Origin of the sequence: Micromonospora avicenniae (assembly GCF_900156065.1) — a bacterium.
Classification (GTDB): Bacteria; Actinomycetota; Actinomycetes; order Mycobacteriales; family Micromonosporaceae; genus Micromonospora; species Micromonospora avicenniae.
Map to the genome: position 1 here is coordinate 168,597 of NZ_FTNF01000012.1, position 24,591 is coordinate 193,187.

General features: G+C 72.2%; 25 protein-coding genes. 8 read left to right on the forward strand and 17 right to left on the reverse strand.

Annotated features, from left to right (window positions below; translation table 11 throughout):
• Window positions 1-12 precede the first annotated feature (12 nt).
• Window positions 13-1,104, reverse strand: coding sequence for a DUF4037 domain-containing protein (locus tag BXA10_RS19515; protein WP_076471836.1), 1,092 nt, complete (start codon window positions 1,102-1,104; stop codon window positions 13-15).
• Window positions 1,105-1,223: 119 nt separating this feature from the next.
• On the opposite strand from BXA10_RS19515, the gene BXA10_RS19520 reads away from it, so the two are divergent.
• Complete coding sequence (locus tag BXA10_RS19520; protein WP_076471837.1) at window positions 1,224-1,454, forward strand: hypothetical protein; 231 nt, start codon at window positions 1,224-1,226, stop codon at window positions 1,452-1,454.
• 62 nt (window positions 1,455-1,516) lie between these two features.
• A complete protein-coding gene (locus BXA10_RS19525) occupies window positions 1,517-2,437 on the forward strand; it encodes a 5'-3' exonuclease (protein ID WP_076471838.1) in 921 nt (306 codons plus the stop codon).
• Between the two features lie 58 nt (window positions 2,438-2,495).
• Here BXA10_RS19525 and BXA10_RS19530 read toward each other — a convergent pair whose 3' ends face one another.
• Window positions 2,496-5,279, reverse strand: a complete 2,784-nt coding sequence (locus BXA10_RS19530; RefSeq protein WP_076471839.1) for a DEAD/DEAH box helicase — start codon at window positions 5,277-5,279, stop codon at window positions 2,496-2,498.
• A gap of 85 nt (window positions 5,280-5,364) precedes the next feature.
• Between BXA10_RS19530 and BXA10_RS19535 the strand changes: the two genes are divergently transcribed.
• Window positions 5,365-6,138 carry an HAD family hydrolase gene (locus BXA10_RS19535; protein ID WP_076471840.1) on the forward strand — a complete coding sequence of 258 codons (774 nt, stop codon included), beginning with the start codon at window positions 5,365-5,367 and terminating at the stop codon, window positions 6,136-6,138.
• Between the two features lie 194 nt (window positions 6,139-6,332).
• Entirely contained in the window at window positions 6,333-7,244 is a 912-nt protein-coding gene (locus tag BXA10_RS19540) for an EamA family transporter (protein WP_076471841.1), read from the forward strand.
• Here BXA10_RS19540 and BXA10_RS19545 read toward each other — a convergent pair.
• From BXA10_RS19545 to BXA10_RS19570, 6 genes are all read right to left on the reverse strand, one after another.
• On the reverse strand, window positions 7,207-8,133 hold the full coding sequence (locus BXA10_RS19545; protein ID WP_076471842.1) for a diacylglycerol kinase: 927 nt from the start codon (window positions 8,131-8,133) through the stop codon (window positions 7,207-7,209). The two genes, BXA10_RS19540 and BXA10_RS19545, sit on opposite strands and share 38 nt — an antisense overlap.
• Before the next feature lie 84 nt (window positions 8,134-8,217).
• On the reverse strand, window positions 8,218-9,111 hold the full coding sequence (tatC, locus tag BXA10_RS19550; RefSeq protein ID WP_076471892.1) for a twin-arginine translocase subunit TatC: 894 nt from the start codon (window positions 9,109-9,111) through the stop codon (window positions 8,218-8,220).
• Window positions 9,112-9,192: 81 nt separating this feature from the next.
• On the reverse strand, window positions 9,193-9,483 hold the full coding sequence (gene tatA / locus BXA10_RS19555; protein ID WP_076471893.1) for a Sec-independent protein translocase subunit TatA: 291 nt from the start codon (window positions 9,481-9,483) through the stop codon (window positions 9,193-9,195).
• Window positions 9,484-9,742: 259 nt separating this feature from the next.
• Window positions 9,743-9,991, reverse strand: coding sequence for a hypothetical protein (locus BXA10_RS19560; protein WP_076471843.1), 249 nt, complete (start codon window positions 9,989-9,991; stop codon window positions 9,743-9,745).
• Window positions 9,992-10,001: 10 nt separating this feature from the next.
• On the reverse strand, window positions 10,002-11,042 hold the full coding sequence (locus BXA10_RS19565; RefSeq protein ID WP_076471844.1) for a helix-turn-helix transcriptional regulator: 1,041 nt from the start codon (window positions 11,040-11,042) through the stop codon (window positions 10,002-10,004).
• The gene (locus tag BXA10_RS19570; RefSeq protein ID WP_076471845.1) at window positions 11,039-12,037 is read right to left on the reverse strand and encodes a helix-turn-helix transcriptional regulator; all 999 of its coding nucleotides are present in this window, start codon (window positions 12,035-12,037) and stop codon (window positions 11,039-11,041) included. The genes BXA10_RS19565 and BXA10_RS19570 overlap by 4 nt, the downstream gene beginning before the upstream one ends.
• Window positions 12,038-12,163: 126 nt before the next feature.
• Here BXA10_RS19570 and BXA10_RS19575 point away from each other — a divergent pair, with 126 nt between their 5' ends.
• Entirely contained in the window at window positions 12,164-13,165 is a 1,002-nt protein-coding gene (locus tag BXA10_RS19575) for a cation diffusion facilitator family transporter (protein ID WP_076471846.1), read from the forward strand.
• Between the two features lie 108 nt (window positions 13,166-13,273).
• Window positions 13,274-14,359, forward strand: coding sequence for a DUF3866 family protein (locus BXA10_RS19580; RefSeq protein ID WP_076471847.1), 1,086 nt, complete (start codon window positions 13,274-13,276; stop codon window positions 14,357-14,359).
• A gap of 50 nt (window positions 14,360-14,409) precedes the next feature.
• On the opposite strand, the gene BXA10_RS19585 is transcribed toward BXA10_RS19580, so the two are convergent.
• On the reverse strand, window positions 14,410-14,616 hold the full coding sequence (locus BXA10_RS19585) for a hypothetical protein (protein WP_076471848.1): 207 nt from the start codon (window positions 14,614-14,616) through the stop codon (window positions 14,410-14,412).
• A gap of 99 nt (window positions 14,617-14,715) precedes the next feature.
• Window positions 14,716-16,074, reverse strand: coding sequence for a Pup--protein ligase (gene pafA, locus BXA10_RS19590; RefSeq protein WP_076471849.1), 1,359 nt, complete (start codon window positions 16,072-16,074; stop codon window positions 14,716-14,718).
• A 136-nt stretch (window positions 16,075-16,210) separates the two neighbouring features.
• Here pafA and rfbB point away from each other — a divergent pair, with 136 nt between their 5' ends.
• The gene (gene rfbB, locus BXA10_RS19595; RefSeq protein WP_076471850.1) at window positions 16,211-17,188 is read left to right on the forward strand and encodes a dTDP-glucose 4,6-dehydratase; all 978 of its coding nucleotides are present in this window, start codon (window positions 16,211-16,213) and stop codon (window positions 17,186-17,188) included.
• Between the two features lie 83 nt (window positions 17,189-17,271).
• Here rfbB and prcA read toward each other — a convergent pair whose 3' ends face one another.
• The 6 genes from prcA to arc form a co-directional block, all read right to left on the reverse strand.
• Entirely contained in the window at window positions 17,272-18,093 is an 822-nt protein-coding gene (prcA, locus tag BXA10_RS19600) for a proteasome subunit alpha (protein WP_076471851.1), read from the reverse strand.
• A 57-nt stretch (window positions 18,094-18,150) separates the two neighbouring features.
• Window positions 18,151-18,990, reverse strand: coding sequence for a proteasome subunit beta (prcB, locus tag BXA10_RS19605; RefSeq protein ID WP_175649244.1), 840 nt, complete (start codon window positions 18,988-18,990; stop codon window positions 18,151-18,153).
• Window positions 18,909-19,586: an endonuclease VII domain-containing protein gene (locus BXA10_RS19610; RefSeq protein WP_245828316.1), complete on the reverse strand. Its 678-nt coding sequence runs from the start codon at window positions 19,584-19,586 to the stop codon at window positions 18,909-18,911. Before BXA10_RS19610 ends, prcB begins: the two co-directional genes overlap by 82 nt.
• On the reverse strand, window positions 19,583-19,798 hold the full coding sequence (locus BXA10_RS19615; protein WP_076471853.1) for a ubiquitin-like protein Pup: 216 nt from the start codon (window positions 19,796-19,798) through the stop codon (window positions 19,583-19,585). Before BXA10_RS19615 ends, BXA10_RS19610 begins: the two co-directional genes overlap by 4 nt.
• A 107-nt stretch (window positions 19,799-19,905) precedes the next feature.
• A complete protein-coding gene (gene dop / locus BXA10_RS19620; protein WP_076471854.1) occupies window positions 19,906-21,423 on the reverse strand; it encodes a depupylase/deamidase Dop in 1,518 nt (505 codons plus the stop codon).
• 235 nt (window positions 21,424-21,658) lie between these two features.
• The gene (arc, locus tag BXA10_RS19625) at window positions 21,659-23,440 is read right to left on the reverse strand and encodes a proteasome ATPase (protein ID WP_076471855.1); all 1,782 of its coding nucleotides are present in this window, start codon (window positions 23,438-23,440) and stop codon (window positions 21,659-21,661) included.
• Between the two features lie 178 nt (window positions 23,441-23,618).
• On the opposite strand from arc, the gene BXA10_RS19630 reads away from it, so the two are divergent.
• Window positions 23,619-23,912 (forward strand): ferredoxin, encoded by a 294-nt coding sequence (locus tag BXA10_RS19630; protein WP_076471895.1) that lies wholly within the window; start codon window positions 23,619-23,621, stop codon window positions 23,910-23,912.
• A gap of 85 nt (window positions 23,913-23,997) precedes the next feature.
• Here the strand turns inward: BXA10_RS19630 and BXA10_RS19635 are convergent, their stop codons facing one another.
• Window positions 23,998-24,570, reverse strand: a complete 573-nt coding sequence (locus BXA10_RS19635; protein ID WP_076471856.1) for a hypothetical protein — start codon at window positions 24,568-24,570, stop codon at window positions 23,998-24,000.
• Window positions 24,571-24,591: the final 21 nt, after the last annotated feature.

A 24,591-nucleotide genomic window follows, 5' to 3' on the forward strand; every position in this document is an offset into this window, starting at 1 on the left:
GCCCGGGCCCGTTCAGCCGGCGTCGGGCGCGTCGACGCCGAGCGCGGCGGCGACCCGGCGAAGGTGACGCGGATCGGTCAGCAGGTCGACGTTGTGCAGGTACTCGTCCACTGCGCCGAGCGGCGGGCGGCCGAGCAGCGCCGGCTCGGTGATGGCGTCGCAGAGCGCGGCGGCGAGCCGGCCGGCGTCCAGGACCAGGAACGGGCGATGGTGGAAAGGCCGGGCCCGGGCGCGCACCGGCGCCGCGAGGCCGGTCTCATCGGTCCAGGCGGCCAACTCCTCCAGGGCGACGACCAGCCCCCGCTCACGCTGCGCCCAGTCACCCGGGCCGAGCGCGTCGGCCAGCCCCGCCGCCACCGACGCCGTGCCCGGCAGGCGGGCGAAGACCGTACCGAGCCACTTGTCGTACGGAGGCCACCGGCGGTGCAGCAGCAGAGCGAGCCGCATCAGGTCCCGGGCCAGCCCGGCGGTCACCACCCGGCTGCCCAACTCGTCGCCGACCTCCGCGCAGCGGCCCGGCAGATGCTCCGCCTGCGCGATCCGCGTCCACCCGGCGGCGAGCACATGCCGCCACACGTCGTCCGGATACCAGGTGAGTGCGGCACGGCGGGCGGAGAGCCCGGGATCGATTTCGTCGTGGAAGACCGCCCCGCCGGTCACCTCGGCGAGCCGCTGGGTCGGGGTGGCGAGCCAGTCCGCTGTGCCGACCCCGTCCGCCGGGTCGAACCCGAGCCGCTCGTGCCACCAGCCACTCACCTCGACCACGCTCACGCCGTGCCGGGTGCCGGCCGCGTCCACGGTGCCCAGCCGAACCGCGTCACCGGCGAACCGGGTCGGCCAGCCGAGGAACTCCGCCGGCAGATCCGCCTCCAACGCGGCCAGCAGCTCCGGCAGCCGCGCCACGTCCGCCGCCGCGACGAAGAGCTGAACCCGTGGTCCCCAGTCGTGGTCGGTGGAGCGGGACGTATCCAGGCCGAGCAGCTCCGAGCCGCCGTCGAGCCGCCCGGCCGCGTACCGCAGATCCGGGTAGCGCCGGCGCAGGATCGGTGCGATCACCTCGTCGTGAAAGCGACGGGCGAGGGTCAGACCGGGGAGGAACGCCACGTCAGGAGTCTCGCCGGGCCGAGCCGTCACCGCATCCCGGTTCTGGGGTTCCGCCGACGTCGACGTCGATAGCCTGAGGCGGGGTGCCCGCCCGGGCACCGGGACCGGAAGGACCGACGGTGACAGGCAACACGCCAAGCCGGCACGTCGTACGTCGACGGCGGGGCCTGTGGAGCGGCGTGCTCGCGCTGGCCGGCCTGGTGCTACTGGTGATCGGGCTGACCGTGGCGGACGGCGTGGCCGCCTGGATCGAGATCGTCGTCGCCGCCGTGCTACTCGTCGTGGCCTACGTGGTCCAGGCCATCGCCCGTCGGGAGACGCTGTACCGCCGCGACGACGACGGGCACTGACACCCGCGACGGTTCCGGCGGGGTGCTGTCGTTCGTCGGAGGCCTGTGCCAGGCTGTCCGGCGTGGCACACCGACCCCCGATCCTGCTGATCGACTCCCCGAGCCTCTACTTCCGGGCCTACTTCGGCATCCCCGAGTCCGCAGCCCGCGCCGAGGACGGCACCCCGGTCAACGCGGTGCGCGGTTTCCTCGACATGCTCGCGACCCTGATCCGCACCCGCCGGGCCGACCGGATGGTCTGCGCCATGGACCACGACTGGCGGCCCGACTGGCGGGTGGCACTGCTGCCGTCGTACAAGGCACACCGGCTCGCCCCCGAGGGCGGCGAGGTGGTGCCCGACACGCTCACCCCGCAGGTGCCGGTGATCCTCGACGTGCTCGCCGCGATCGGCATCACGACCGTCGGCGCGGCAGGCTACGAGGCCGACGACGTGCTCGGCACCCTGTCGGTCACCCAACCGGCCCCGGTCGAGGTCGTCTCCGGCGACCGGGATCTGTTCCAGCTCGTCGACGACTCCCGGCCGGTGCGGCTGCTCTACGTCGGGCGGGGCGTGGCCAAGCTGGAGGACTGCGACGACGAGGCGGTCCGGGCCCGCTACGGGGTGCCCGCCGCCCGTTACGCCGACTTCGCCGCGCTGCGTGGCGACCCCAGCGACGGGCTGCCGGGCGTACCCGGGGTCGGCGAGAAGACCGCCGCCCGGCTGATCGAACGCCACGGTGACCTCGACGGCATCCTCACCGCGCTCGACGATCCCCGCTCCGGTTTCGCACCCGGGCTGCGTACGAAGCTCGAGGCGGCCCGGGACTACCTGGCGGTCGCCCCGAAGGTGGTCCGGGTGGCCCTCGACGTGCCGCTACCGGAACTGCCCACCGCGCTGCCGAGCGCGCCCGCCGACCCGGACACCCTGCTGGAGCTGGCCCGCCAGTGGAACCTCGCCGGCTCCACCCGACGCCTCGTGGACGCGCTCGCCGACCGCGCGTGAGCCGGCGGTCACCCGGGGCCGTCCGGGTGACCGTCGGCTCAGGCCGACCGGCCGGCGGTCAGGCGGCGGCGTGGTAGGCGAGCACGCCCCGGTTGATCTCGGCGATCGCCTGCCGGGCCGTGGAACGCAGCTCGGCCGACGCGCCGCCGGAGTCCTTGAGCTGGCCGAGCAGGTCGACCACCTGCCGCGCCCAGCGGACGAAGTCACCGGCCGGCATCTCCCCGTCGAACTCGTGACCACTGGCGAGCACCTTGGCGAGAGCCTCGCCCCGGGTCCACCGGTAGATCGGCCAAGCGAAGCCGAGATCCGGCTCCCGGGTCACCGAGAGGCCACGCGCGGACTCGTCGGCCTCGATGTCGCTCCACAGCTTCAGCGTCTCGTCCACCGCGTCCGCGACCGCGCCCCGCGGCAGCGACGCCCGCTCGTCCACGTCGCGGCGCGCCTCGTAGACCACCACCGAGACCGCTGCCGCCAGCTCGGCCGGGGAGAGCCCGTCCCAGACGCCCCGGCGCAGGCACTCGGCGACCAGCAGGTCCGCCTCGCTCCAGATCCGGCCGAGCATCCGACCCGCGTCGGTGACCTCGCCCTCGGTGCTCAGGTACCCCCGGGCGCTGAGCAGTGCGACGATCCGGTCGAAGGTCCGGGCGAGGGAGCCGGTACGTCCGGCCACCCGCTGCCGCAGCTCCTCGGTGTCGCGTTCGAGGCGGCGCCGCCGCTCCGCCCAACGGGCGTGCTCCTCGCGCTCCGGGCAGGCGTGGCAGGGGTGCCGGCGCAGCTCCGTACGGAGCTGGCTGAGCCGGTGGTCCTCGCCGACCGGCTGGCGGGACCGGCCGCCCCGGCGGCCACCGTGCCGGTCGAGCCCGGTGGCGGCCACGGCCGCGGCCAGGTCCCGGCGAGCAGCCGGCGAGCGGTGGTTGAAGTGCTTCGGCACCCGGATCCGGGCGAGCACCTCGGCCGGGCTGGTGAAGTCCCCCGGGCCTACGCGCCCCGCCCAGCGGTCCTGGGTGAGCACCAACGGACGGGGCTCGCCGAACCCGCCGGTGGCCGGGTCCAGCACCACGGCCAGACCGGCGCGGCGGCCGGACGGCACCCGCACCACGTCACCGACGCGCAGCCGCTCCAGCGAGGCCACCGCAGCCGCCTTGCGCTGGGTCTGCCCCTGGCGGGCCAACGACCGCTCCCGGTCGGCGATCGCGACCCGCAGGGCGAAGTACTCGTCGAAGTCACCGTGGTGGCAGGCCGCCTCCGCGCCGTACGCCTCGATGGTCTCGGTGTTGCGCTGCACCTGCCGCGCCAGCCCGACCACCGACCGGTCGGCCTGGAACTGGGCGAACGACGACTCCAGCAGCGCCCGGGCGGGCTCCGCGCCGACCGAGCCGACCAGGTTGACCGCCATGTTGTACGACGGCCGGAAGCTGGAACGCAGCGGGTAGGTGCGGGTGGAGGCGAGGCCCGCCACGTGCCGGGGGTCGGTCTCCGGGGACCAGACCACCACGGCATGCCCCTCGACGTCGATGCCGCGGCGACCGGCCCGGCCGGTGAGCTGGGTGTACTCCCCGGGGGTCAGGTCGACGTGTGCCTCGCCGTTGTACTTGACCAGCCGCTCCAGCACCACACAGCGGGCCGGCATGTTGATGCCCAGCGCGAGGGTCTCGGTGGCGAAGACCGCCTTCACCAGGCCCCGGACGAACAGCTCCTCGACGACCTCCTTGAACGCCGGCAGCATCCCGGCGTGGTGCGCGGCGAGGCCACGTTCGAGGCCGTCGAGCCACTCCCAGTAGCCGAGCACGGAAAGGTCCTCGCCGGGAATGGCGGTCACCCGCGACTCGACGACCTGGCGGATCTCCGCCCGCTCCTCCGGCGAGGTGAGCCGCAGTCCGGCGGCGAGGCACTGCTGCACGGCCGCGTCGCAGCCGGCCCGGCTGAAGATGAACAGGATCGCCGGCAGCAGCCCCTCCCGGTCCAACCGGTCGACGATGTCGGGCCGCAGCGGCCCCCGCCAGCGCGGCCCGCGCCGGCCGCCGCCCGGTCCGGCGCTGCGTCCCTCACCCAACTCCAGACGGCGCACCGTGTCGCGCGTGTAGCGCAGCAACTCGGGGTGCACGTCGTGCTTGCGCGCCGCGTTGGCGTCGTGGAACAGGTCGAACATGCGCTTGCCGACCAGCATGTGCTGCCACAGCGGCACCGGGCGGTGCTCGCTGACCACCACGGCGGTCTCGCCGCGCACGGTGACCAGCCAGTCGGCGAACTCCTCGGCGTTGGAGACGGTCGCCGACAGGGAGACGAGGGTGACCGAGGCGGGCAGGTGGATGATCACCTCTTCCCACACGCCGCCACGGAAGCGGTCGGCGAGGTAGTGCACCTCGTCCATGACCACGTAGGCGAGCCCCTCCAGCGCGCTGGAGCCGGCGTAGAGCATGTTGCGCAGCACCTCGGTGGTCATGACCACCACGGGCGCGTCGCCGTTGATCGCGTTGTCGCCGGTGAGCAGACCCACCTGGTCGACGCCGTAACGGTCCACCAGGTCGTGGTACTTCTGGTTCGACAGCGCCTTGATCGGCGTGGTGTAGAAGCACTTGCGCCGGGTGCCCGCGTCGCCCTCCGCCGCCGCCCTGCCGCGCAGCGCCAGGTGTACGGCGAACTCGCCGACCACGGTCTTGCCGGCGCCGGTCGGCGCGCAGACCAGCACGCCGCTGCCCCGCTCCAACGACTGACACGCCTCGCGCTGGAAATCGTCGAGATCGAACCCCAGGTCAAGGGCGAACTCGTCCAGCGCCGGGAACATGGAGGCCTGCGCGGCCCGGCGGCGCGCCGCGGCGTACCGCTCGGCGGGGCTCGACATGCCACCAAGATTAATGCGTGCCGGGAGACGACACCGGACAAGGCCGACCGGATGGGCCGTCGGAGGCGGTCGGTAGGGTGCACACGTGCCGGAGCAACCCGAACCGTCCCAGACCCCCACCGTGGGCGGCGCCGACGCGGTCGCCCCCCGACCCCGGCCGTCGCGCCGGCCGGTGAAAGCGGTGCTCTTCGACTTCCACGGCACGCTCGCCCAGGTGGAGGAGCCTCTGGAATGGGTGCTCAAGGCCGCGGCGACGTGCGGGGTCACCCTCGACCGGGTGAAGGCCACCATCCTGGCCGACCGGCTGCTCACCGCCGGTAGGGCCGGCGGGCCGATGCCCGCCCGGGTGCCGCCCCGGCTGGCCGAGCACTGGTCCGCGCGGGACCTCTACCCCCACGCCCACCGGGCCGCGTACACCGGCCTGGCCGAGACGGTCGACGCCGGCATCGACGGGCTCGCCGACGCGCTCTACGAGCGGCTGCTCCTCTCCGAGGGCTGGGTGCCCTACCCGGACACCGCCCCGACCATCGCCGCGCTGCGCGAGGCCGGGATCCGGGTGGCCGTGGTGAGCAACATCGGGTTCGACCTGCGGCCGCACTTCGACGCGTGGCAGCTCACCGAGCTGGTCGACGCGTTCGTGCTCTCGTACGAGGTGGGGCGCTGCAAGCCCGACCCCGGCATCTTCCTGCGTGCCTGCGGAATGCTCGGCGTCGACCCGGAGGAGACGCTGATGGTCGGCGACTCACCCGCCGATGCGGGGGCCGCCGCCGCCGGCTGCGCCGTGCTGGTGCTGCCGGCCGCCGACCCGGGCCGGGAGAACGGTCTGGGCGCGGTCCTCGACATCGCCCTGCCGACCTGACCTCGCCCCGCACGGGCTGCACGGCGAGCGTGGGCGGTACGACCGCCACGGGCGGCCGCGGGCGCGGCCCACACCGGCGAGATCGAAAGCCCCGGTGAACATCCGGCACGGCGGCAAGCCTCGCGACGAGGGCTGGCTCACCCCCGACGGAGGCGACATCCGCCCAGCTCGCGGCGGCCCCTAGCGTCACCGGCATGACCGACACGCTGATCGCCGACCGGCCGGCGCCGGGTGCCGCACCGGCCCGCGGCACGAACGCGGGAGCGGTCGGCCTGGTGCTCGGCGGGGCGCTGTCGGTGCAGTTCGGCTCCGCGGTGGCCACCATGCTCTTTCCCCGTACGGGTGTGGCCGGCGCGGTCACCCTCCGGCTGGCAATCTCCGCCGTACTGCTGCTGGTCGTCTGCCGGCCACGGCTGCGCGGACACGACCGGGCGGATTTTCTGGCCGCCGGCACGTTCGGGCTGATCCTCGCCGCGATGAACTCGATCTTCTACCAGGCCATCGAGCGGATCCCGCTCGGTCCGGCCGTCACCCTGGAGGTGCTCGGCCCGCTGGCGCTGTCGGTGTTCACCGCGCGACGGGCGGCGAGCTGGGTGTGCGCCGGAGTCGGCCTGGCCGGTGTCGCGCTGCTCGGCCGGGGCGGCTTCGACCGGCTCGACCCGCTCGGCGCGGCCCTCGCCCTGGTCGCGGGCGCGACCTGGGCGGCGTACATCGTGTTCAGCGCCCGGGTCGGAGCCCGCTTCCGGGGCGCCGACGGGCTGGCCGTCGCGCTAGTCGTCGCCGCGGTGCTGACCCTGCCGGCGGGGCTGGCGACCGCCGGCACGGTGCTGCTGGACCCGCCGGTCCTGGCCCTCGGGGTCGCGCTGGCGGCGCTCGCCTCCGGGGTGCCGTACACCCTCGAACTACTCGCGCTGCGGCGGCTGCCCACCGCCACGTTCGCGGTGCTCATGAGCCTCGGCCCGGCGGTCGCCGCGCTCGCCGGCTACCTGGTGCTCGGCCAGCAGCTGACCGTGCTGGAGGTGGTGGCGATCGCCCTGGTCATCGCGGCCAGTATCGGTGCGGTGCGGGTCAACGCAGCAACCGCAGGGCGCCCGGCACGGCGGTGACGGTCACCGGCAGGTCCAGCGACCGCTCGCCGTCGGCGTACGTCGTGATGCCCTCCGCGGCCAGCTCCACCGTGCGTACCCGGTAGCTGCTCACCAGCGGGTGCCGCAGGTGGGTGCCCTGGTAGATGCTCGGCTTGACGCGGATCAGGGTGCGCCGGTCGAGCCGCCCACCGACGACCACGTCGAGCAGACCGTCGGCCGGGTCGGCGTCGGGGCAGATCCGCATCCCGCCGCCGTAGCTGGGGCAGTTGCCCACGGCCACCAGCACCGCGTCCAGCTCGTATGGTTCGCCGTCGAGGCGCAGCTTGTACCGGCGCGGACGCAGCCGGGCCAGCTCGACCAGGATGGCCAGGTCGTACCGGCGGGGTCCGCGCGGCCACCGCATTCGGTTGGCCCGCTCGTTGACGATCGCGTCGAAGCCGGCGGCGAGCACCGCGCCGTACCAGCGCGGTGGCCCGGTGGGGCCGGTCAGGCGGGCCAGGTCGACCGGGCGGGAACGACCGTCGTGCAGCGCCCCGGCGATCACCTCGGCGGCGGCGAGCGGGTCGGTCGGGTAGCCGGTGTCGGTGGCGAAGTCGTTGCCGGTGCCGGCCGGGATCGGCCCGAACGGGATCGAGGTCCCGGCGACGGCCTGCAGAGCCCGGTGCACCGTGCCGTCGCCACCCACGGCCACCAGCGCGGCCACTCCCCCGGCGACCGCGGCATGGCAGACGGTCTCGGCCTGCTCGGCGCTGTGCGCCTCCAGCAGCCGTACCTCCCGGCCCGCGACCGCCAGCCGGGAGATCAGCGGTGCGAGCAGGCTGCGGTGCCGGCCCCGGCCGGCGGTCGGGTTCGCCAGCACCGCGACGGGACCGTCGGGATCGACGGAGGGGTGATCGACCACGGTCATGGCGAGCAACCTACCGGTACGACGAACGCCGCCCGGTCCGGGCGGCGTTCGTCGTACCGGTGTTCGTGGTGCGGGTGGTCCCGGTCAGGTCATGTCGTCGTAGCGGCGCTCGATCGGCGTGGGAGCGGTGATCGGTTCCGGCGCGTCGATCGGGCCGGCCGCCTCGACCCGCTGCCCGGCCTCGACCGGTTCCGGCGTCGTGTCGAGCGGCGACACCTCGTCGTCGCCGATGCCGGCGTAGATCTCCTTGCCCCGCCCGCGCCGCTTGTCGTTGAGGAACGCGACGCCCACCGCCACGAAGTAAAGCAGGGAGAGCGACGCCGCCAGCAACGTCATGCCGAACGGGCCCGGGTCGGGCGTGGCGATGGCCGCGAACGCGAACGAGATGAAGATGACCACTCGCCACCAGCTCAGCAGTCGTCGTGCGCTCGTCACCCCGGTGAAGTTGAGCATCAGCAGGATGAGCGGGAACTCGAACGCCACGCCGAACAGCAGGATCATGTTCGTGATGAACGCGATGTAGGCGCTGACCTCGAACTGGTTCGACAGCCCGCCGACCCCGGAATCCATCAGGAAACCGAGCCCCTTATCCACCACCAGGTAGGCCAACACCGCCCCAGCCGCGAACAGCGGAGCGGCGATCGCCACGAAGACGTAGGCCCACTTGCGCTCGTGGCGGTGCAGACCCGGCGCGATGAACGCCCAGAGCTGGTAGAGCCAGACCGGCCCGCCGATGATCAGCCCGAGCCAGAGCGCGAGCTTGAGCTTCAGCACGAAGCCGGTCGTCGGCGCCAACGCCAGCAGGTCCTGGCAGTTCCCGAGCGCGTCGGTCGTACCGGGAAGCCGGCAGTAGGGCTGCTTGAGCAGCAGGAAGACCGGGTCGGCAAGCCAGAAGCCGACGATCAGACCGCCGACGACCGCCAGCGAGGCACGGAACAGGCGGGTTCGTAGTTCCCGGACGTGCTCGATGAGGCTCATCGAGCCGTCGGCGGCCCGCTCAAACTTGCTCGGGCCGCGCTTGCGCAGCGCGAAGGCCGCCACAGTCTTCGGGCCCCTCGATCAGTTGTCGCGGACGCGCTGCACCGGGTCGACGACCGGCTGCTGCGGCGGGGCCTGGTACGTCGTCTGCTGCGGCTGCGCGCCCTGCGGCGGCAGCGGCTGGTAGCCGGCCTGCGCGTCGGCCTTCTCGGCCAGGTCGCGGTCGTCGTCCTGCAGGCTCTTGGTCTCGGCCTTGATGATCCGCAGCGAGCGGCCGAGCGAGCGGGCCGCGTCGGGGAGCCGCTTCGCGCCGAAGAGCAGGATCAGCACGACCACGAGGATGGCGATGTGCCACGGCTTGAGGGCACCCATGGGAAGCTCCAGTCGCTTGTGGGACAGCAGGGGTGTGTCGGAGCCCATCGTACGTGCGTATCGGCCCGATGCCACCCGCCGGGGCGGAGGTGGTTCGTCCCGGCGGGTGAAGTGTTGACCAACCCAGGATGTCCAGTCAACAGCCGGTGACCGATCCGTGCCGGAAGATCCATTCGGATCGCGCCGCGCGAGACACCGGCCGTGGCGTCGAGCGGGATCGGCGCGGCAACGGCTGGATCGCCCGCCCGGCGGAGGCCGCTCAGCCGTGCCGCTTCGCCTTGATCAGCTCGAGCCGCCGCTGGATGGTCGTGAGCTGCCCCTGCAGCGCCTCGGACCGGTGCTGCAGCGCCTGGGCGGCCCCGGCGAGCTCGAGGGCCTCGGCCTGCCGGCGCTGCAACTTCAGCGCCGCCCGGTGCAGCCCGGGCAGGCGGGACAGCACTCCCCGCACGGCCGTCGCGAACAGGACGAGGGTGGCCAGCACCACCGCGAGCACGATCCACCACAGCACGGCGGTCAGCCTACCGGGAGCCCGCGGTCATCGCCGGGTCGGCGGGGGCCGGTTCCGGGTCGCGTGGGGCCGTCGGCGTCGGCCGGGCGTACGCCTCCAGGGCCGCGCCCGCCGCCGCCCGCACCTGCTCGGCCAGTTCGGCGGGCGCGACCACTGTCACGTCCGGGCCGAGGCCGAGGACGAACCGGCGCGCCCAGCCCAGGTCGGTGACCCGCAGTGACACCAGCCACTGGTCGGCGTCACCGGGCCGGACGTCCTCGCACGGGTAGTACTCGGTGATCCACCGCTCGCCGCGACCGACCCGCAGCGTGATCAGTGGCAGGTCGGGAGAGGGGCGGAACGCCCCGTCGCTGAGATCGTGCGGGCGGGCCTGCGGCGGCACGACCGCCGGCTCGTCCAGCTCGGTGACCGCGTCGATCCGATCGGCCCGGAACAACCGGACCGCCTCCGCCCGGCGGCACCACGCCTCCACGTACGCCCGGCCACCGACCATCAGCATGCGCAGCGGGTCGATGGTGCGCTCGGTGGTCTCGTCGCGGGCCGCCGTGTAATAGGTGATCCGCAACGCCCGACCGCCCTCGACGGCCCCGCGCAGTGCCTCCACGTGCCTGATGTCGGCGGGCAGCCGTACCTCCACCGGCGCGCCGACCAGGTCGCCGGCCGCGCTCTCGATCTTGGCGAGGGCGCGCTCCACCGCCTCCCGGTTGGTCACCCCGGGCGTCTCGGCGAGCATCCGCAGGGCCACCACCAGCGCGAGCGCCTCGTCCGGGGTGAGACGCAGTGGGCGGTCGATGCCGGCGTCGTAGGTGATGGTCACCCGGTCGCCGTCGAAGGCCATGTCGATCAGGTCGCCCGGCCCGTACCCGGGCAGCCCGCACACCCAGAGCAGTTCCAGGTCCTCGCGCAACTGCCGCTCGGTGACGCCCAGGTCCCCGGCGGCCTCGGCGAGCTCGATGCCCGGGCGGGCCAGCAGGTAGGGCACCAGGTTGAGCAGCCGAGCCAGCCGGTCGGCGGAGGCTCTCGAGCCGCCCTTGGCGGCGGGTCGGGTCATCTGGTGCCTCCGGCGGTCGCCAGGTCGTCGTGCCGGGTCGCGATCTCCTTCAGCCGTTGGATCACGGCTTCACGCACCTCGGGCGGGTCGAGCACACGTACGTCCGGGCCGTAGCCGACGAGATGGCCGGCGAGCGACTCCGGGTCGGCGTACGGCAGGACCAGCCGGTCCCCGTCCGGCCCGGTGACGATCTCCACCGCCCAGCGGCGCAGCCCGGCGGCCCGGCCCGACGCGGCGAGGACGGTGGCCCGCCCGGTCCGCTCCACCGGCCCGGACCAACGCGCGACGTGGCTGATCAGGTCGACCCCCGCCGGTGGCTCGTACGCCCCGGGCTCGCCGGTGACCCGCACCGAGCCAACCACCCGGGAGAGCCGGAAGCAGCGGGTGGCGTCGCGATCCAGGTCGTGGCCGACCACGTACCAGCGGCCGCGCCAGCAGACCACGCCCCACGGTTCGAGCCGGCGACGGGTCGGCGCGTCCTGGTCGGGCACCCGGTAGTCGAAGCCGACCACCCGGCGGTCCCGGGCGGCGGCGGTCAGCGGAGCGAACGCCGGATCCACGGTCACCATCGGCTCCAGGCCGAGAGTGGCCTGCGGATCGACGTCCACCCCGGCGGCACGCAACTTCGCCAGCCCGGAGGACGCCGCCGCGGCGAGCCCCGCATGCTGCCAGAGCCGTGCGGCGATGCCCACCGCGGCCGCCTCGTCCGGTTCGAGAGGGATGTCGGGCAGGGCGTACTCGCGGCGGGCGATGCGGTAGCCCGGTTCGGAGTCGAAGACGCTCGCGGTGCCGGTCTCCAACGGGACACCGAGTTCACGCAGCTCGGCCTTGTCCCGCTCGAACTTGCGCTGGAACGCCTCGTGGTCACGGGCGTCGTCCGGATCGTGTTCGTAGCCGGGCACGGTCGCGGCGATCTGCGCGGCGGTGAGGAACCGGCGCGTGGAGAGTAGACAGATCACCAGGTTGACCAGGCGTTCGGTACGGGTACGGGACACGCATAGACGCTAGCAGCCGACGCGACGCGGGCGCGCACCCACGCGGGCGCAACGTGTGATGAACGTCGGACCCTCGGGTACGGCTCCCGCGCGGCGGGCCCGAGGCGGGGGCCATAGGGTCGTCTCATGGCACAACCGGAGGTCAAGACCGAGAGCGCCGGCACGGTCGTCGTGGCCGGTGCGGCGAACCTCGCCATCGCGGCCGCGAAGCTGGTCGCGGGCCTGATCTCCGGCTCCGCGGCGATGCTCTCCGAGGCCGCCCACTCGGTGGCCGACACCACCACCGAGGTACTGCTCTTCACGGCCCTGCGCCGCGGCGCGCGGCCGGCGGACGCCCGCCACCCCTTCGGCTACGGCAAGGAGAGCTACGTCTGGGCCTTCTTCGCCGCCCTGTTCACCTTCGTCGGCGGCGCCGGCTTCGCGATCACGCACGGGATCACCACGATCCTCGTGCACGAACACAGCGGCAACTTCGTGATCTCGTACGTGGTGCTCGCGGTCTCCTTCGTCATCGAGGCGATCTCGCTGGCCCGGGCACTGCGTCAGGTGCGCCGCGAGTCCAGACGGTGGGGCACCACGCCACGCCGCTTCCTGCGGCTGACCGCCGACACCACCGTCAAGGCGGTCTTCCTCGAGGACAGCGCTGCGCTCATCGGGCTGCTCCTGGCCGGGTGCGGTGTCGCGCTCTCCGAGCTCACCGGCGACGAACTGTGGGACGGGATCGCCTCGGTGCTGATCGGCCTGCTGCTGCTGGTGGTGGCCGCCATCCTGGCGTACAGCAACCTGTCGCTGCTGGTGGGACGCGCGGTTCCGGAACGTCTGCAGCACGAGATCGAGCGGTCCCTGGCCGGGCTTCCCGAGGTGGACCGCGTCGGCATGCTCTTCACCATGCAGCTCGGTCCGGAGGACATCCTGGTCGCCGCCAAGGTCGACTTCCGCGACGACGCCACCGGCGCGGAAGTCGAGGCGAGCGCCGACGAGGCGGAGCGGCGACTGCGGGAACGCTATCCGGAGGTCCGGTACCTCTTCCTCGACCCGACCGACTCCATGCCCGGTGGCATCGCGCGGACGCCCGGGGAGCCGGAGCCCCCGATCGGGGACGGTCCGGTGGACCCCGGCCGGCGCTGACCCGGCCCGGGCACACCAGCCGATCCCGTCGCCAGGTGGACCCGGGCCGCGGCCGGCACGTGGACCCGGTGCCGGGGAGTCCGGAACGCGGACGCTAGCGTGCCCGTCATGGTGCGATGGCGATCCGGGACGGTGGCGGCGCTGCGGCGGCAGTGGGCCGGGGCGGTGGAGCTGGACGTCACGCTCCCCGACGGCTCGCCCATGCGGGCCCTGGCCTACCCCCACCTGGTCGGCCACCCCGAGCCGGGCGACCGGGTGCTGCTCAACGCCGGCGCGCTGCTGATGGGACTCGGCACCGGCGGGTACGCCCTGGTGGTGGCGCTGCCGGACCGGTTGCCGCCGGACCCGCCGCAGGCCGTCGACACCCGCGACGCCGGCCACCTGGTGAAGGCCCGCTACACGCCGCTGCAGCCGATCCTGCTCGGCGTGGACGAGGAGGCCTCGCCGCACCGGGCGGTCCTGGAGACCGCCGAGGACCTGGGTGGCATGCCCGTGGTCACCGCAGACCTGCACTCGGCCCTGCCGGCGATCCTCGCCGGTGTCCGCGCCGACGCGCCCGACGCCCGGGTCGCGTACGTGCTCACCGACGGCGGAGCCCTTCCGGCCTGGTTCTCTCGCACCCTCGCCGGGCTGCGGGACGAGCTGGCCGGCACGATCAGTGTCGGTCAGGCCTTCGGCGGCGACCTGGAGGCGAGCACGTTGCACAGCGGGCTGCTCGCCGCCCGGTACGTGCTCCACGCCGACGTGGCGGTCGTCTCGCAGGGTCCTGGCAACCTCGGCACCGGCACCCGGTGGGGGTTCTCCGGCGTCGCCGTCGGCGAGGCGGTCAACGCGATCGCGACGCTGGGCGGGCGCCCGGTCGGCTCGCTGCGCATCTCCGACGCCGACGCCCGCCCCCGGCACCGCGGCGTCTCCCACCACAGCCTCACCGCGTACGGCCGGGTGGCGCTGGCCCCGGCCGAGCTGGTGGTGCCCGACGGCCTGGACCCGGCGCTCGCCGCCGACGTCGACGCGGCGCTGGAACCGCTCGCCACCCGGCATCGGATCGTCCGGGTACGCACCGACGGTCTCGACGCCGCGCTGCGGGCCGGCCCGGTACCACTGTCGACGATGGGACGGGGTCTGGACGCCGACCACGCGTACTTCCTCGCCGCTGCGGCCGCCGGCCGCCACGCCGCCAGCCTGCTCGACTGACCTTCCTTCGTCAGCGGACGACGGGCCGCTCGTCCCGGGGGTGTCGGACGTCAGGCGAGGTAGATCAGGGCGAGCCAGCCGCCCACGATCAGCACCAGCGCGAGCGCCAGCACCCAGGTGGGCACCGTGTACTCACCGCGCCGGTTCCGTTCGATCTCGGCGCGGATCTTCGCCCGGCGGCGCTCGACCCAGTTCTGGCGCTGTCGACCGCTCTCGGTGGGCTCTCGGCCCGACTGCGGGCCCGGGGATGTCGTCATGGCCCGGCCAGCCTACCGGGACGGCCGATCCGTGCGGCACACCACCACCCACCCGGCCGGCCCGGTGCGGGACGTCCCGCCGGGCCGGCCGCACGGCTGTCACATGCTGGCGATCAACCGCTCGACCCGCTCGTCGTACGCCCGGAACGGATCCTTGCAGAGCACAGTGCGTTGCGCCTGGTCGTTGAGCTTCAGATGCACCCAGTCGACGGTGAAGTCACGCCGCTTCTCCTGCGCATGCCGGATGAACTCGCCGCGCAGCCGGGCACGGGTCGTCTGTGGCGGCGTCTCCTTCGCCTCGAAGATCTCCGGGTCGGTCGCCACCCGATCCACCTCGCCGCGGCGCTCCAGCAACGCGTACAGGCCGCGGCCGCGGCGCACGTCGTGGTAGGCAAGGTCCATCTGGGCCACCCGCGGATGCGACAGCGGCAGGTCGTGCTTGCGCTGGTAGCGCTCGATCAGCCGCAGCTTCGTCACCCAGTCGATCTCCCGGGCCACCGGATCCAGGTCGCCGGTCTCCACCGCGCGCAGCACCCGGCCCCACAACTCCACCACCCGCTTGGCGGTCTGGTCGCCGCCGCGCCGCTCGACGAACTCGGTAGCCTTCGCCAGGTACTCCTGCTGGATCTCCAGCGCGCTGATCTCCTTGCCGGAGGCGAGCCGCACCTTGCGCCGGCCGGTGATGTCGTGGGACACCTCGCGGATCGCCCGGATCGGGTTCTCCAGCGACAGGTCCCGCATCACCACCCCGGCCTCGATCATGCGCAGCACGATGTCGGCCGAGCCGACCTTGAGCAGCGTCGTGACCTCGTTCATGTTGGAGTCGCCGACGATCACGTGCAGCCGCCGGTAGCGCTCGGCGTCGGCGTGCGGCTCGTCCCGGGTGTTGATGATGGGACGGCTGCGGGTCGTCGCCGAGGAGACCCCCTCCCAGATGTGCTCGGCCCGCTGGGAGAGGCAGTAAACCGCGCCACGCGGCGTCTGCAGCACCTTGCCCGCACCACAGATCAGCTGCCGGGTGACCAGGAACGGGATCAGGACGTCGGCCAGCCGTCCGAACTCGCCGTGCCGGGACACCAGGTAGTTCTCGTGGCAGCCGTACGAGTTCCCGGCCGAGTCGGTGTTGTTCTTGAACAGGTAGATCTCACCCGCGATGCCCTCGTCGTGCAGCCGCTTCTCCGCGTCGACGAGCAGCCCCTCCAGGATCCGCTCACCGGCCCGGTCGTGGGCCACCAGATCGACCACCGAATCGCACTCCGGCGTGGCGTACTCCGGGTGGGACCCGACGTCGAGGTAGAGCCGGGCCCCGTTGCGCAGGAACACGTTGCTGGACCGGCCCCAGGACACCACCCGGCGGAAGAGGTACCTCGCCACCTCGTCCGGGGAGAGCCGCCGCTGCCCACGGTAGGTACAGGTGACGCCGTACTCGGTCTCAAGGCCGAAGATTCGCCGCTCCATGGTGTGACATTAGCCGCCCGAAGCCCGGATTGGGCAGGGCTCAACCGCGCGGCCTCCCACGGCGGACCGGCGTCCGCGAGGTGAGCAGGCACGGACGGCGGCCCCACCTCGCCGGCGGGCCGGTACCTTGGCAGCCGTGAAGATCCTCGTCACCGGCGGCGCCGGGTTCATCGGCTCGGCGTACGTCCGGCGGCTGCTCACCGGTTCCGAGCCGCTGCTGCACCCCGACGCCGTCACGGTGCTCGACAAGTTCACCTACGCCGGCACCCGGGGCAGCCTCGATCCGGTCCGCGCCGATCACCGGCTGCGCGTCGTGGCGGGCGACATCTGCGACGGCCCGCTGGTCGACGCGGTCGTCGCCGAGCACGACGTGATCGTCCACTTCGCCGCGGAGTCGCACGTCGACCGCTCCATCGCCGGCGCGGCGCCTTTCGTCACCACGAACGTGCTCGGCACACAGACCCTGCTCGACGCCGCGCTGCGGCACGGCACGAGCCGGTTCGTGCACATCTCCACCGACGAGGTGTACGGCTCGATCGAGCACGGCTCGTGGACCGAGACCGCGCCGCTGGACCCGAGCTCCCCGTACTCGGCCAGCAAGGCCGGCGCCGACCTGCTCGCCCTCGCCTACCACCGCACCCACGACCTCGACGTCGTGGTGACCCGGGGCTCCAACACCTACGGGCGCTACCAGCATCCCGAGAAGGTGGTGCCGCTGTTCGTCACCAACCTGCTCGACGGGCGTGACCTGCCGCTGTACGGCGACGGCGGCAATGTGCGGGACTGGCTGCACGTCGACGACCACTGCCACGGCGTCACCCTCGCCCTGCTCAAGGGCCGGTCCGGCGGCGTCTACCACCTCGCAGGCGAGGTCGAACTGACGAACCGGGAACTCACCCAGCGGCTCCTGGACGCCTTCGACGCCGGGTGGGAGCGGGTCCGGCCGGTCACCGACCGCAAGGGCCACGACCGGCGCTACAGCCTCGACACCGGCACGGCCCGACGCGAGCTCGGCTTCGCTCCGCACGTCGGTTTCGAGCAGGGGCTGCACGACACCATCGCCTGGTACCGGGACAACCGCACGTGGTGGGAGCCGCTGCGGCGACCTGCCTGAGCGCCACCGCCGGCCGATCCGACCGCGTGCGGTCGAGCCGGCCGGCGGCTGAGGGCTTCAAGCCATTCGGCGCACGTCGACGCTCAGGACTCGTCCTCCGACTCCCGCCGCTCCAGGTCCGCCGAGGCCGCGGAGGTGGTCGGCTTGTGCGCCTCCCCCGTCGGCACCGCCGGGGTCTGCGGGCCACCCGCCGGCTCCTCGGCCGCGCCGCCGTTCAGCAACGCCGTCAACGGCGCCCCGGTGATCCGCCGGAACGTACGCCCGATCCGGCGGCGGTCGAGGACCGCCACCTCCAACTGGTTGGCCGCGATGGTGCGGGCCGCACCGCCCTCGCCGCCGACGCTGCCCAGCGCCTTGACGGCCACCTTCACCGCCTCGCCGAGCGACATGTCCGAACGGTGCTCCGACTTGAGCACCCCGGTGATCGCCTCCGCCTGGCCGCCCATCGCCATCCGGCCCGGCTCGTCGTTGACCGACCCGTCGTAGGTGAGTCGGTAGAGCTCGTCCCCGTCGGGCGTCGACCCGACCTCCGCCACGCAGATCTCCACCTCGAACGGCTTCGACTGCTCGGTGAAGATGGCGCCCAGGGTCTGCGCGAACGCGTTCGCCAGGGCCCGGCCGGTGACGTCCCGCCGGTCGTAGGAGAGACCGTTCAGGTCGGCCATCCGCACGCCGGCGCGGCGCAGGTTCTCGAACTCGTTGTACCGGCCGACGGCCGCGAAGCCGATCCGGTCGTAGATCTCACTGACCTTGTGCAGGGCGCTGGAGAGGTTCTCGGCGACGAAGAGCACCCCGCCCTCGTAGCTCAGGACCACCGCGCTGCGCCCGCGGGCGATGCCCTTGCGGGCCAGCTCGGAGCGGTCGCGCATGATCTGCTCGGGCGAGGCGTAGAACTGCATGGCCACGGCGGCTGGTTCTCCTTAGCGCTGTGCGAGACGACTGCTGACGAATACGGACGGCGGTCAGCCGCCGGGGTTCTCCATCCGGCCGGAGACCACTGCCTCCGCGATCGCCGCCGTCTCGGCGTCGGTGAGCCGGTGCGTGCCCTCCGCGGTCGCGGTCATCACGACCGGGTAGATGCGGCGGGTCAGGTCGGGGCCACCGGTCGCGGTGTCGTCGTCGGCGGCGTCGTAGAGCGCCTCGACCGCGAGCTTGACCGCGTCGTCGATCGACAGTCCAGCCCGGAACCGCTTCTTCAGGGCAGACTTGGCGAACAGCGAGCCGGAGCCGATGGCGTCGTAGCCGGTCTCCTCGTAAGGGCCACCGGTGACGTCGAAGCTGAAGATCCGGCCGGCCTTGGCCGGGTCGGCGGCTGCCAGGTCGAAGCCGGCGAAGAGCGGGATCACCGCGAGGCCCTGCATGGCGGCGCCGAGGTTGCCCCGGATCATCGAGGCGAGCCGGTTGGCCTTGCCGTCGAGCGAGAGCATGGCGCCCTCGATCTTCTCGTAGTGCTCCAGCTCCACCTGGAACAGCCGCATCAGCTCGATGCCGATCCCGGCGGTGCCGGCGATGCCGACCAGCGAGTACGCGTCGGCCGGGTGCACCTTCTCGATGTCGCGCTGGGCGATCAGGTTGCCCATCGTGGCCCGCCGATCGCCCGCCATCACGACGCCCCCGGCGGCCGAGATGGCCACGATGGTGGTCGCGTGCGGCGCCATGTCGGCCGCCATGCCCGGCGGCAGCGGCCGCCGGCCGGGCAGCATCTCGGGTGCCACCTTGCTCAGGAACGCCGTGAAGGAGGACGTCCCCGCGTTGGTGAACACATCTGGTAGACGCCCGGATGGATCAAAACCCGCTGCCACGTGGTTCCTCTCAGGTACGTGATCGCCCTGGCCAGTCGCTCGGGACTGTCTCGGAACTGGCCAAGACCACCGTTGCAGTTGAAGCAGAGTATCCCGCGCACCCATCCGGTGCGATGATCGTGGTCCAGATGTTCCGGATCGGGGGTACCACAGACCGCGCAGACGCCACCTTGCTCGGCGAGGAGCTCATCGAACTCCTTCTGCCCGACGCCGTACCGCCGCCGCAGGTGGTATTCACGATTGCCGCCGTAGAGCCGCTGGGCGGTCTCTTTGCCGCGTGCGTTGTGGCAGGGCTTGCAGTAGCTGTGCCTCCCACTCGCCTTCTTGGTCTGCGGGAAGTCCTCAAGAGGCTTGACCTGATTGCAGTCCGGACACCACTTCATGCCGTCGGGGACCGACACCGAAGCCTTTTTCTGCGGTCCGATCCCGCGCTTGCGACGGCTCGCCTCGGAGCGAGCCGCCGCGCAGGTCTTGCAGTAGTAGGCGAGACCGTCGACCCGTCGCCGGTCTCGATGAAACTCTGTTGCGGGCAACGTTCGCTCGCACTGGGGGCACTTGTTGCCCGACTCGCTGGACGAATCGGACATTTTGTTCATTCGCCCCCTTTTTGTACGTATCCTCTCACGAACTCCTCAGCGTTCTCCTCGAGGACGGAGTCGATCTCGTCGAGCAGGTCGTCGACATCCTCGGTGATCTCGGCGTGCCGCTCGGCGACCTCCGGGTTCGCCTCGGCCGTGACGTCCTCGACTTCCTCGTTCTGGCGGGACTTGCCCGACTGCGACTGACCGCCGCTGTCACGAGTGGCCATTGCTGCCTCCTCCAACGATCTCTTGCGAGAAACTTACCCCGCGCAGGCGACGAAAAGCCCGCCGCGCGCCGTAGCCGCAACGCGACGGGCTTTCACACAACGGCGAGTCAGCCGCCGGTGAGCGTCTCCAACAGGTCCTTGGCGCTGGCGCACCGGTCGAAGAGCGCCCCGACGTGCTTGCGGGTACCCCGCTCCGGCTCCATCATCGGCACCCGCACCAGCGACTCGCGGCCCACGTCGAAGATGACCGAGTCCCAGCTCGCCGCGACCACCTCAGAGGCGTACTGGGCGAGACAGCGGCCACGGAAGTACGCCCGGGTGTCCTCCGGCGGCTCGGTCATGGCGGTGCGGGTCTGCTCGTCACTAAGCAGCGTCTTCATCGCCCCGCGCGAAACCAGTCGGTGGTAGAGGCCCTTCTCGGGACGCACGTCGGAGTACTGCAGGTCGACCAGTTGGAGCTTGTGCGCACCCCAGCCGAGCTTCTCCCGCTCCTGGTAACCGTGCAGCAGCCGCAGCTTCGCCACCCAGTCCAGCTCGTCGGCGCAGAGCATCGCATCCCGGCCGAGCCGGTCCAGCACGCTCTCCCAGCGGGCCAGCACGTCCCCGGTCTGGGCGTCCACATCGTCGCCGTAACGGTCGTCGACAAAGGACCGCACGCGCTCGTAGTACGCCCACTGCACGTCCAGCGCCGTGAGCCGCCGGCCGTCGCGCATCCGCATCAGGTGGGTCAGCGACGGGTCGTGGCTGACCGCGCGCAGCTCGTTGACCGGATCGGCGATTCCCAGGTCGGGGCCGAGCGCCTTCTCCTCGATCATCGTGAGGATCAGGGCGGTGGTGCCGACCTTCAGGTAGGTGGAGATCTCGGAGAGGTTGGCGTCGCCGATGATGACGTGCAGCCGCCGGTACTTGTCCGCGTCCGCGTGCGGCTCGTCGCGCGTGTTGATGATCGGCCGCTTGAGGGTGGTCTCCAGGCCGACCTCGACCTCGAAGAAGTCGGCCCGCTGGGAGATCTGGAAGCCACTCTGGCTGCCGTCCTGGCCGATGCCGACCCGCCCGGCGCCGCAGACGACCTGCCGGGTGACGAAGAACGGGGTCAGGTACGCCACGATGTCCGCGAACGGGGTCTGCCGCCGCATCAGGTAGTTCTCGTGCGCGCCGTAGCTGGCGCCCTTGTTGTCGGTGTTGTTCTTGTAGAGGTGGATCGGCTGGGTGCCGGGGATGGTGGCCGCCCGCCGGGCCGCCTCGGCCATCACCCGCTCACCGGCCTTGTCCCAACGGACCACGTCCAGCGGGTTGGTCACCTCCGGAGTGGAGTACTCGGGGTGCGCGTGGTCGACGTAGAGGCGCGCGCCATTGGTCAGTATCACGTTGGCGAGCCCCAGGTCCTCGTCGGCGAGGGCCTCCGCGGGGTCGTAGGCGGCACCGGAGTAGGTGAAACCCCGGGCGTCGCGCAGCGGCGACTCCTCCTCGTAGTCCCAGCGGGCGCGGCCACCGCGATTGAGTTCCGGGCGCGCCCCGTAGGCGTTCACCACCTGGGAGGAGGTGACCATCGGGTTGGCACCGGCCTGGCCGGGCACGGAGATGCCGTACTCGACCTCGGTGCCCATGATCCGTCGTACGCTCATCGACCTGCTCGCTCCGCTCGCCCGACCGGTCCCCCGTCCCGTCGAGCGTAGTCGGCCACACGGCGAACGGGGGCTTCGCCGGGGTTGCGCCGTCCCCGGATGGTGTGGCGGGTCCACCGGCGCCGGGTGCGCCGGGCCGCGGCCCGGCGCGCGGAGATCCGGCTCGGGCCGGATGCGGCGATGGACGGGGCCCGGGGCGTACGCCACCCCGGGCCCCGTCGTCGCGCGCTACCGGTCAGAGGTACTGGCCGGTGTTGCTCGCGGTCTCGATGGACCTGCCGGCGTCGGTGCCCTTGCCACCGGAGACGAGCGTGCGGATGTAGACGATCCGCTCGCCCTTCTTGCCGGAGATGCGGGCCCAGTCGTCCGGGTTCGTGGTGTTGGGCAGGTCCTCGTTCTCCCGGAACTCGTCGACGCAGGCGTCGAGCAGGTGCTGCAGGCGCAGTCCCTTGCGGCCGGAGGTGAGGAACTCCTTGATGGCCATCTTCTTGCCCCGGTCGACGATGTTCTGGATCATCGCGCCCGAGTTGAAGTCCTTGAAGTAGAGGACTTCCTTGTCGCCGTTGGCGTAGGTGACCTCGAGGAACCGGTTCTCCTCGGTCTCGGAGTACATCCGCAGCACGACCGCGTCGATCATCGCTGCCACGGTGGCCTGTGGGTCACCGCCGTGCTCGGTCAGGTCGTCGGCGTGCAGCGGCAGACCCGAGAGGATGTACTTGGAGAAGATGTCCTTTGCCGCCTCGGCGTCCGGCCGCTCGATCTTGATTTTCACGTCGAGCCGGCCGGGACGCAGGATGGCCGGGTCGATCATGTCCTCGCGGTTGGACGCGCCGATGACGATGACGTTCTCCAGGCCCTCCACACCGTCGATCTCGCTGAGCAGCTGCGGGACGATGGTGTTCTCCACGTCGGAGGAGACGCCGGAACCACGGGTGCGGAAGACCGAGTCCATCTCGTCGAAGAACACGATCACCGGGGTGCCCTCGCCGGCCTTCTCCCGGGCTCGCTGGAAGATCAGCCGGATGTGCCGCTCGGTCTCGCCGACGTACTTGTTGAGCAGCTCGGGGCCCTTGATGTTGAGGAAGAAGCTGGTGTGCTTCTCCTCGCCCCGCCGCTCGGCGATCTTCTTGGCCAGCGAGTTGGCCACCGCCTTGGCGATCAGCGTCTTACCGCAGCCGGGCGGTCCGTAGAGCAGGATCCCCTTGGGCGGGCGGAGCTGATGCTCGCGGAACAGGTCGGCATGCAGGAAGGGCAGTTCCACCGCGTCGCGGATCTGCTCGATCTGCGCCTGGAGGCCACCGATGTCGGAGTAGTCGACGTCGGGCACCTCCTCGAGGACCAGTTCCTCGACCTCGCTCTTCGGGATCCGCTCGTACGCGTACGCCGAACGGGGCTCGATCATCAGCGAGTCGCCGGCCCGGATCGGGGATCCGATCAGGCTCTCGGCGAGGTGCACGATGCGCTCCTCGTCGGAGTGGGAGACCACCAGCGCCCGGTCACCGGGCCCTCCGCCGGGGCTCTCCAACACCTCCTTGAGCATCACCACCTCGCCGACCCGCTCGTAGCCGAACGCGTCGACGATGTTGAGCGCGTCGTTGAGCAGCACCTCCTGCCCGCGCCGCAGTTCGGCGACGTCCAACGACGGCGACACCGCGACGCGCAGCTTGCGGCCGCCGGTGAAGACGTCGACGGTGCCGTCGTCGTGCCGAGCGAGGAACACTCCGTAGCCACTCGGTGGCTGAGCGAGGCGGTCGATCTCCTCTTTGAGCGTCACAATCTGCGCGCGAGCCTCCTTGAGGGTGCTCACGAGCCGTTCGTTGTTCTCGGTCAGCCGCGCCAACTGCGCCTGGGTGGCGGCCAGCCGCTCCTCGAGCTGCCGGACGTGTCGGGGGCCTTCGGTCAACTTGCGCCGCACCAGGGCGAGTTCCTCTTGGAGGAAGGCGACCTGCGTGGAGAGATCGTGGGCCTCCTTCTCCCACCGTGCGGCGCGCGAGTCCGCGTCGTCGCTGCGTGCCACGTCCCACCTCCCCGGGGGGCTTGAACGTTCTGCCCTAACACTAGCCGCTATGAGCCCGATTCGGTCCCGCGCAACGCCCCTGTCACCGAACCTTGATCGCCAAGGGTGGGCATCGGGACCGGTGCGGGCGTTCGGGTAACGTCGGGGCGTAGGACGGGAGAACATGGGGGGTGCACCGGTGGCGCAGGTCGCGACGGACCAGCTTCAGGTCTGGGTGGACCAGGATCTCTGCACGGGCGACGGGCTCTGCGTGCAGTACGCGCCGGAGGTCTTCGAGTTCGACATCGACGGCCTGGCCTACGTCAAGAGCCCCGACGGTGAGCTGCTGCAGACCCCGGGCAGCCGGGTCGACGTGCCCGAGCACCTGCGCCTCGAGGTGATCGACTCGGCGAAGGAGTGCCCGGGCGAGTGCATCCACGTGGTACGCGCCGGCGACGGCGTCGAGGTGGCCGGCCCCGACGCCGAGGACTGAGCGGACCGCCTCACTGGTCCGCGCCGCCGGGGCGGTGCGCCTGACGGACGCGCCGGCGGCGCGACGGAGCAGCCCGGCCGTGCGGTCAGAGCATCGGCCGGCCGACGACCGAGGCGACCAGCCGCGCGAACTCCTCCAGCCGGGCGATCTGTCCGGCGCCGCCGTCGTCGAGGGTCTTGCCGAAGCGCAGCGCGTCGTGGCGGGGCGCGCCGGCCACCTCCTCGGGTGGCGGCGCCTCGTCGAGCGAGGTCAGCAGCAGGTAGACGTCGATGCTGTCGACGCGGACGTCGCCGTTGTCGGAGCGGGTGAGCCGCCGCCGACAGCCGACCTCGGTGACCGTGGAGACCGGCACCACCCGTAACGACGAGGTCATCGACCCGGGCGGCCCCTCCCCCGGCGGCACGTCCTCGCCGTGCCAGAGGATCAGCCGGCTGCCGTCGCAGACGACGACCTCCTGCCACACCCCGTTGACCTCGTTGACGAAGCGTTCGAGCGTGAAGCCGAGCACCGACGCACCGCGCAGCACCCCGCCGAGCGCCTCCAGAGCGATGTCCGGGTCGCGCAGGTAGGCCCGCGCCGCCGACTCGAGGTCCTGGTACGGCGACCAGTCCGGGAAGACCGCTGGCAGGTCACCGCCGCCGTAGCCCGGGCCGCTCATGCCGTTTCCTCCCTCTGGTCG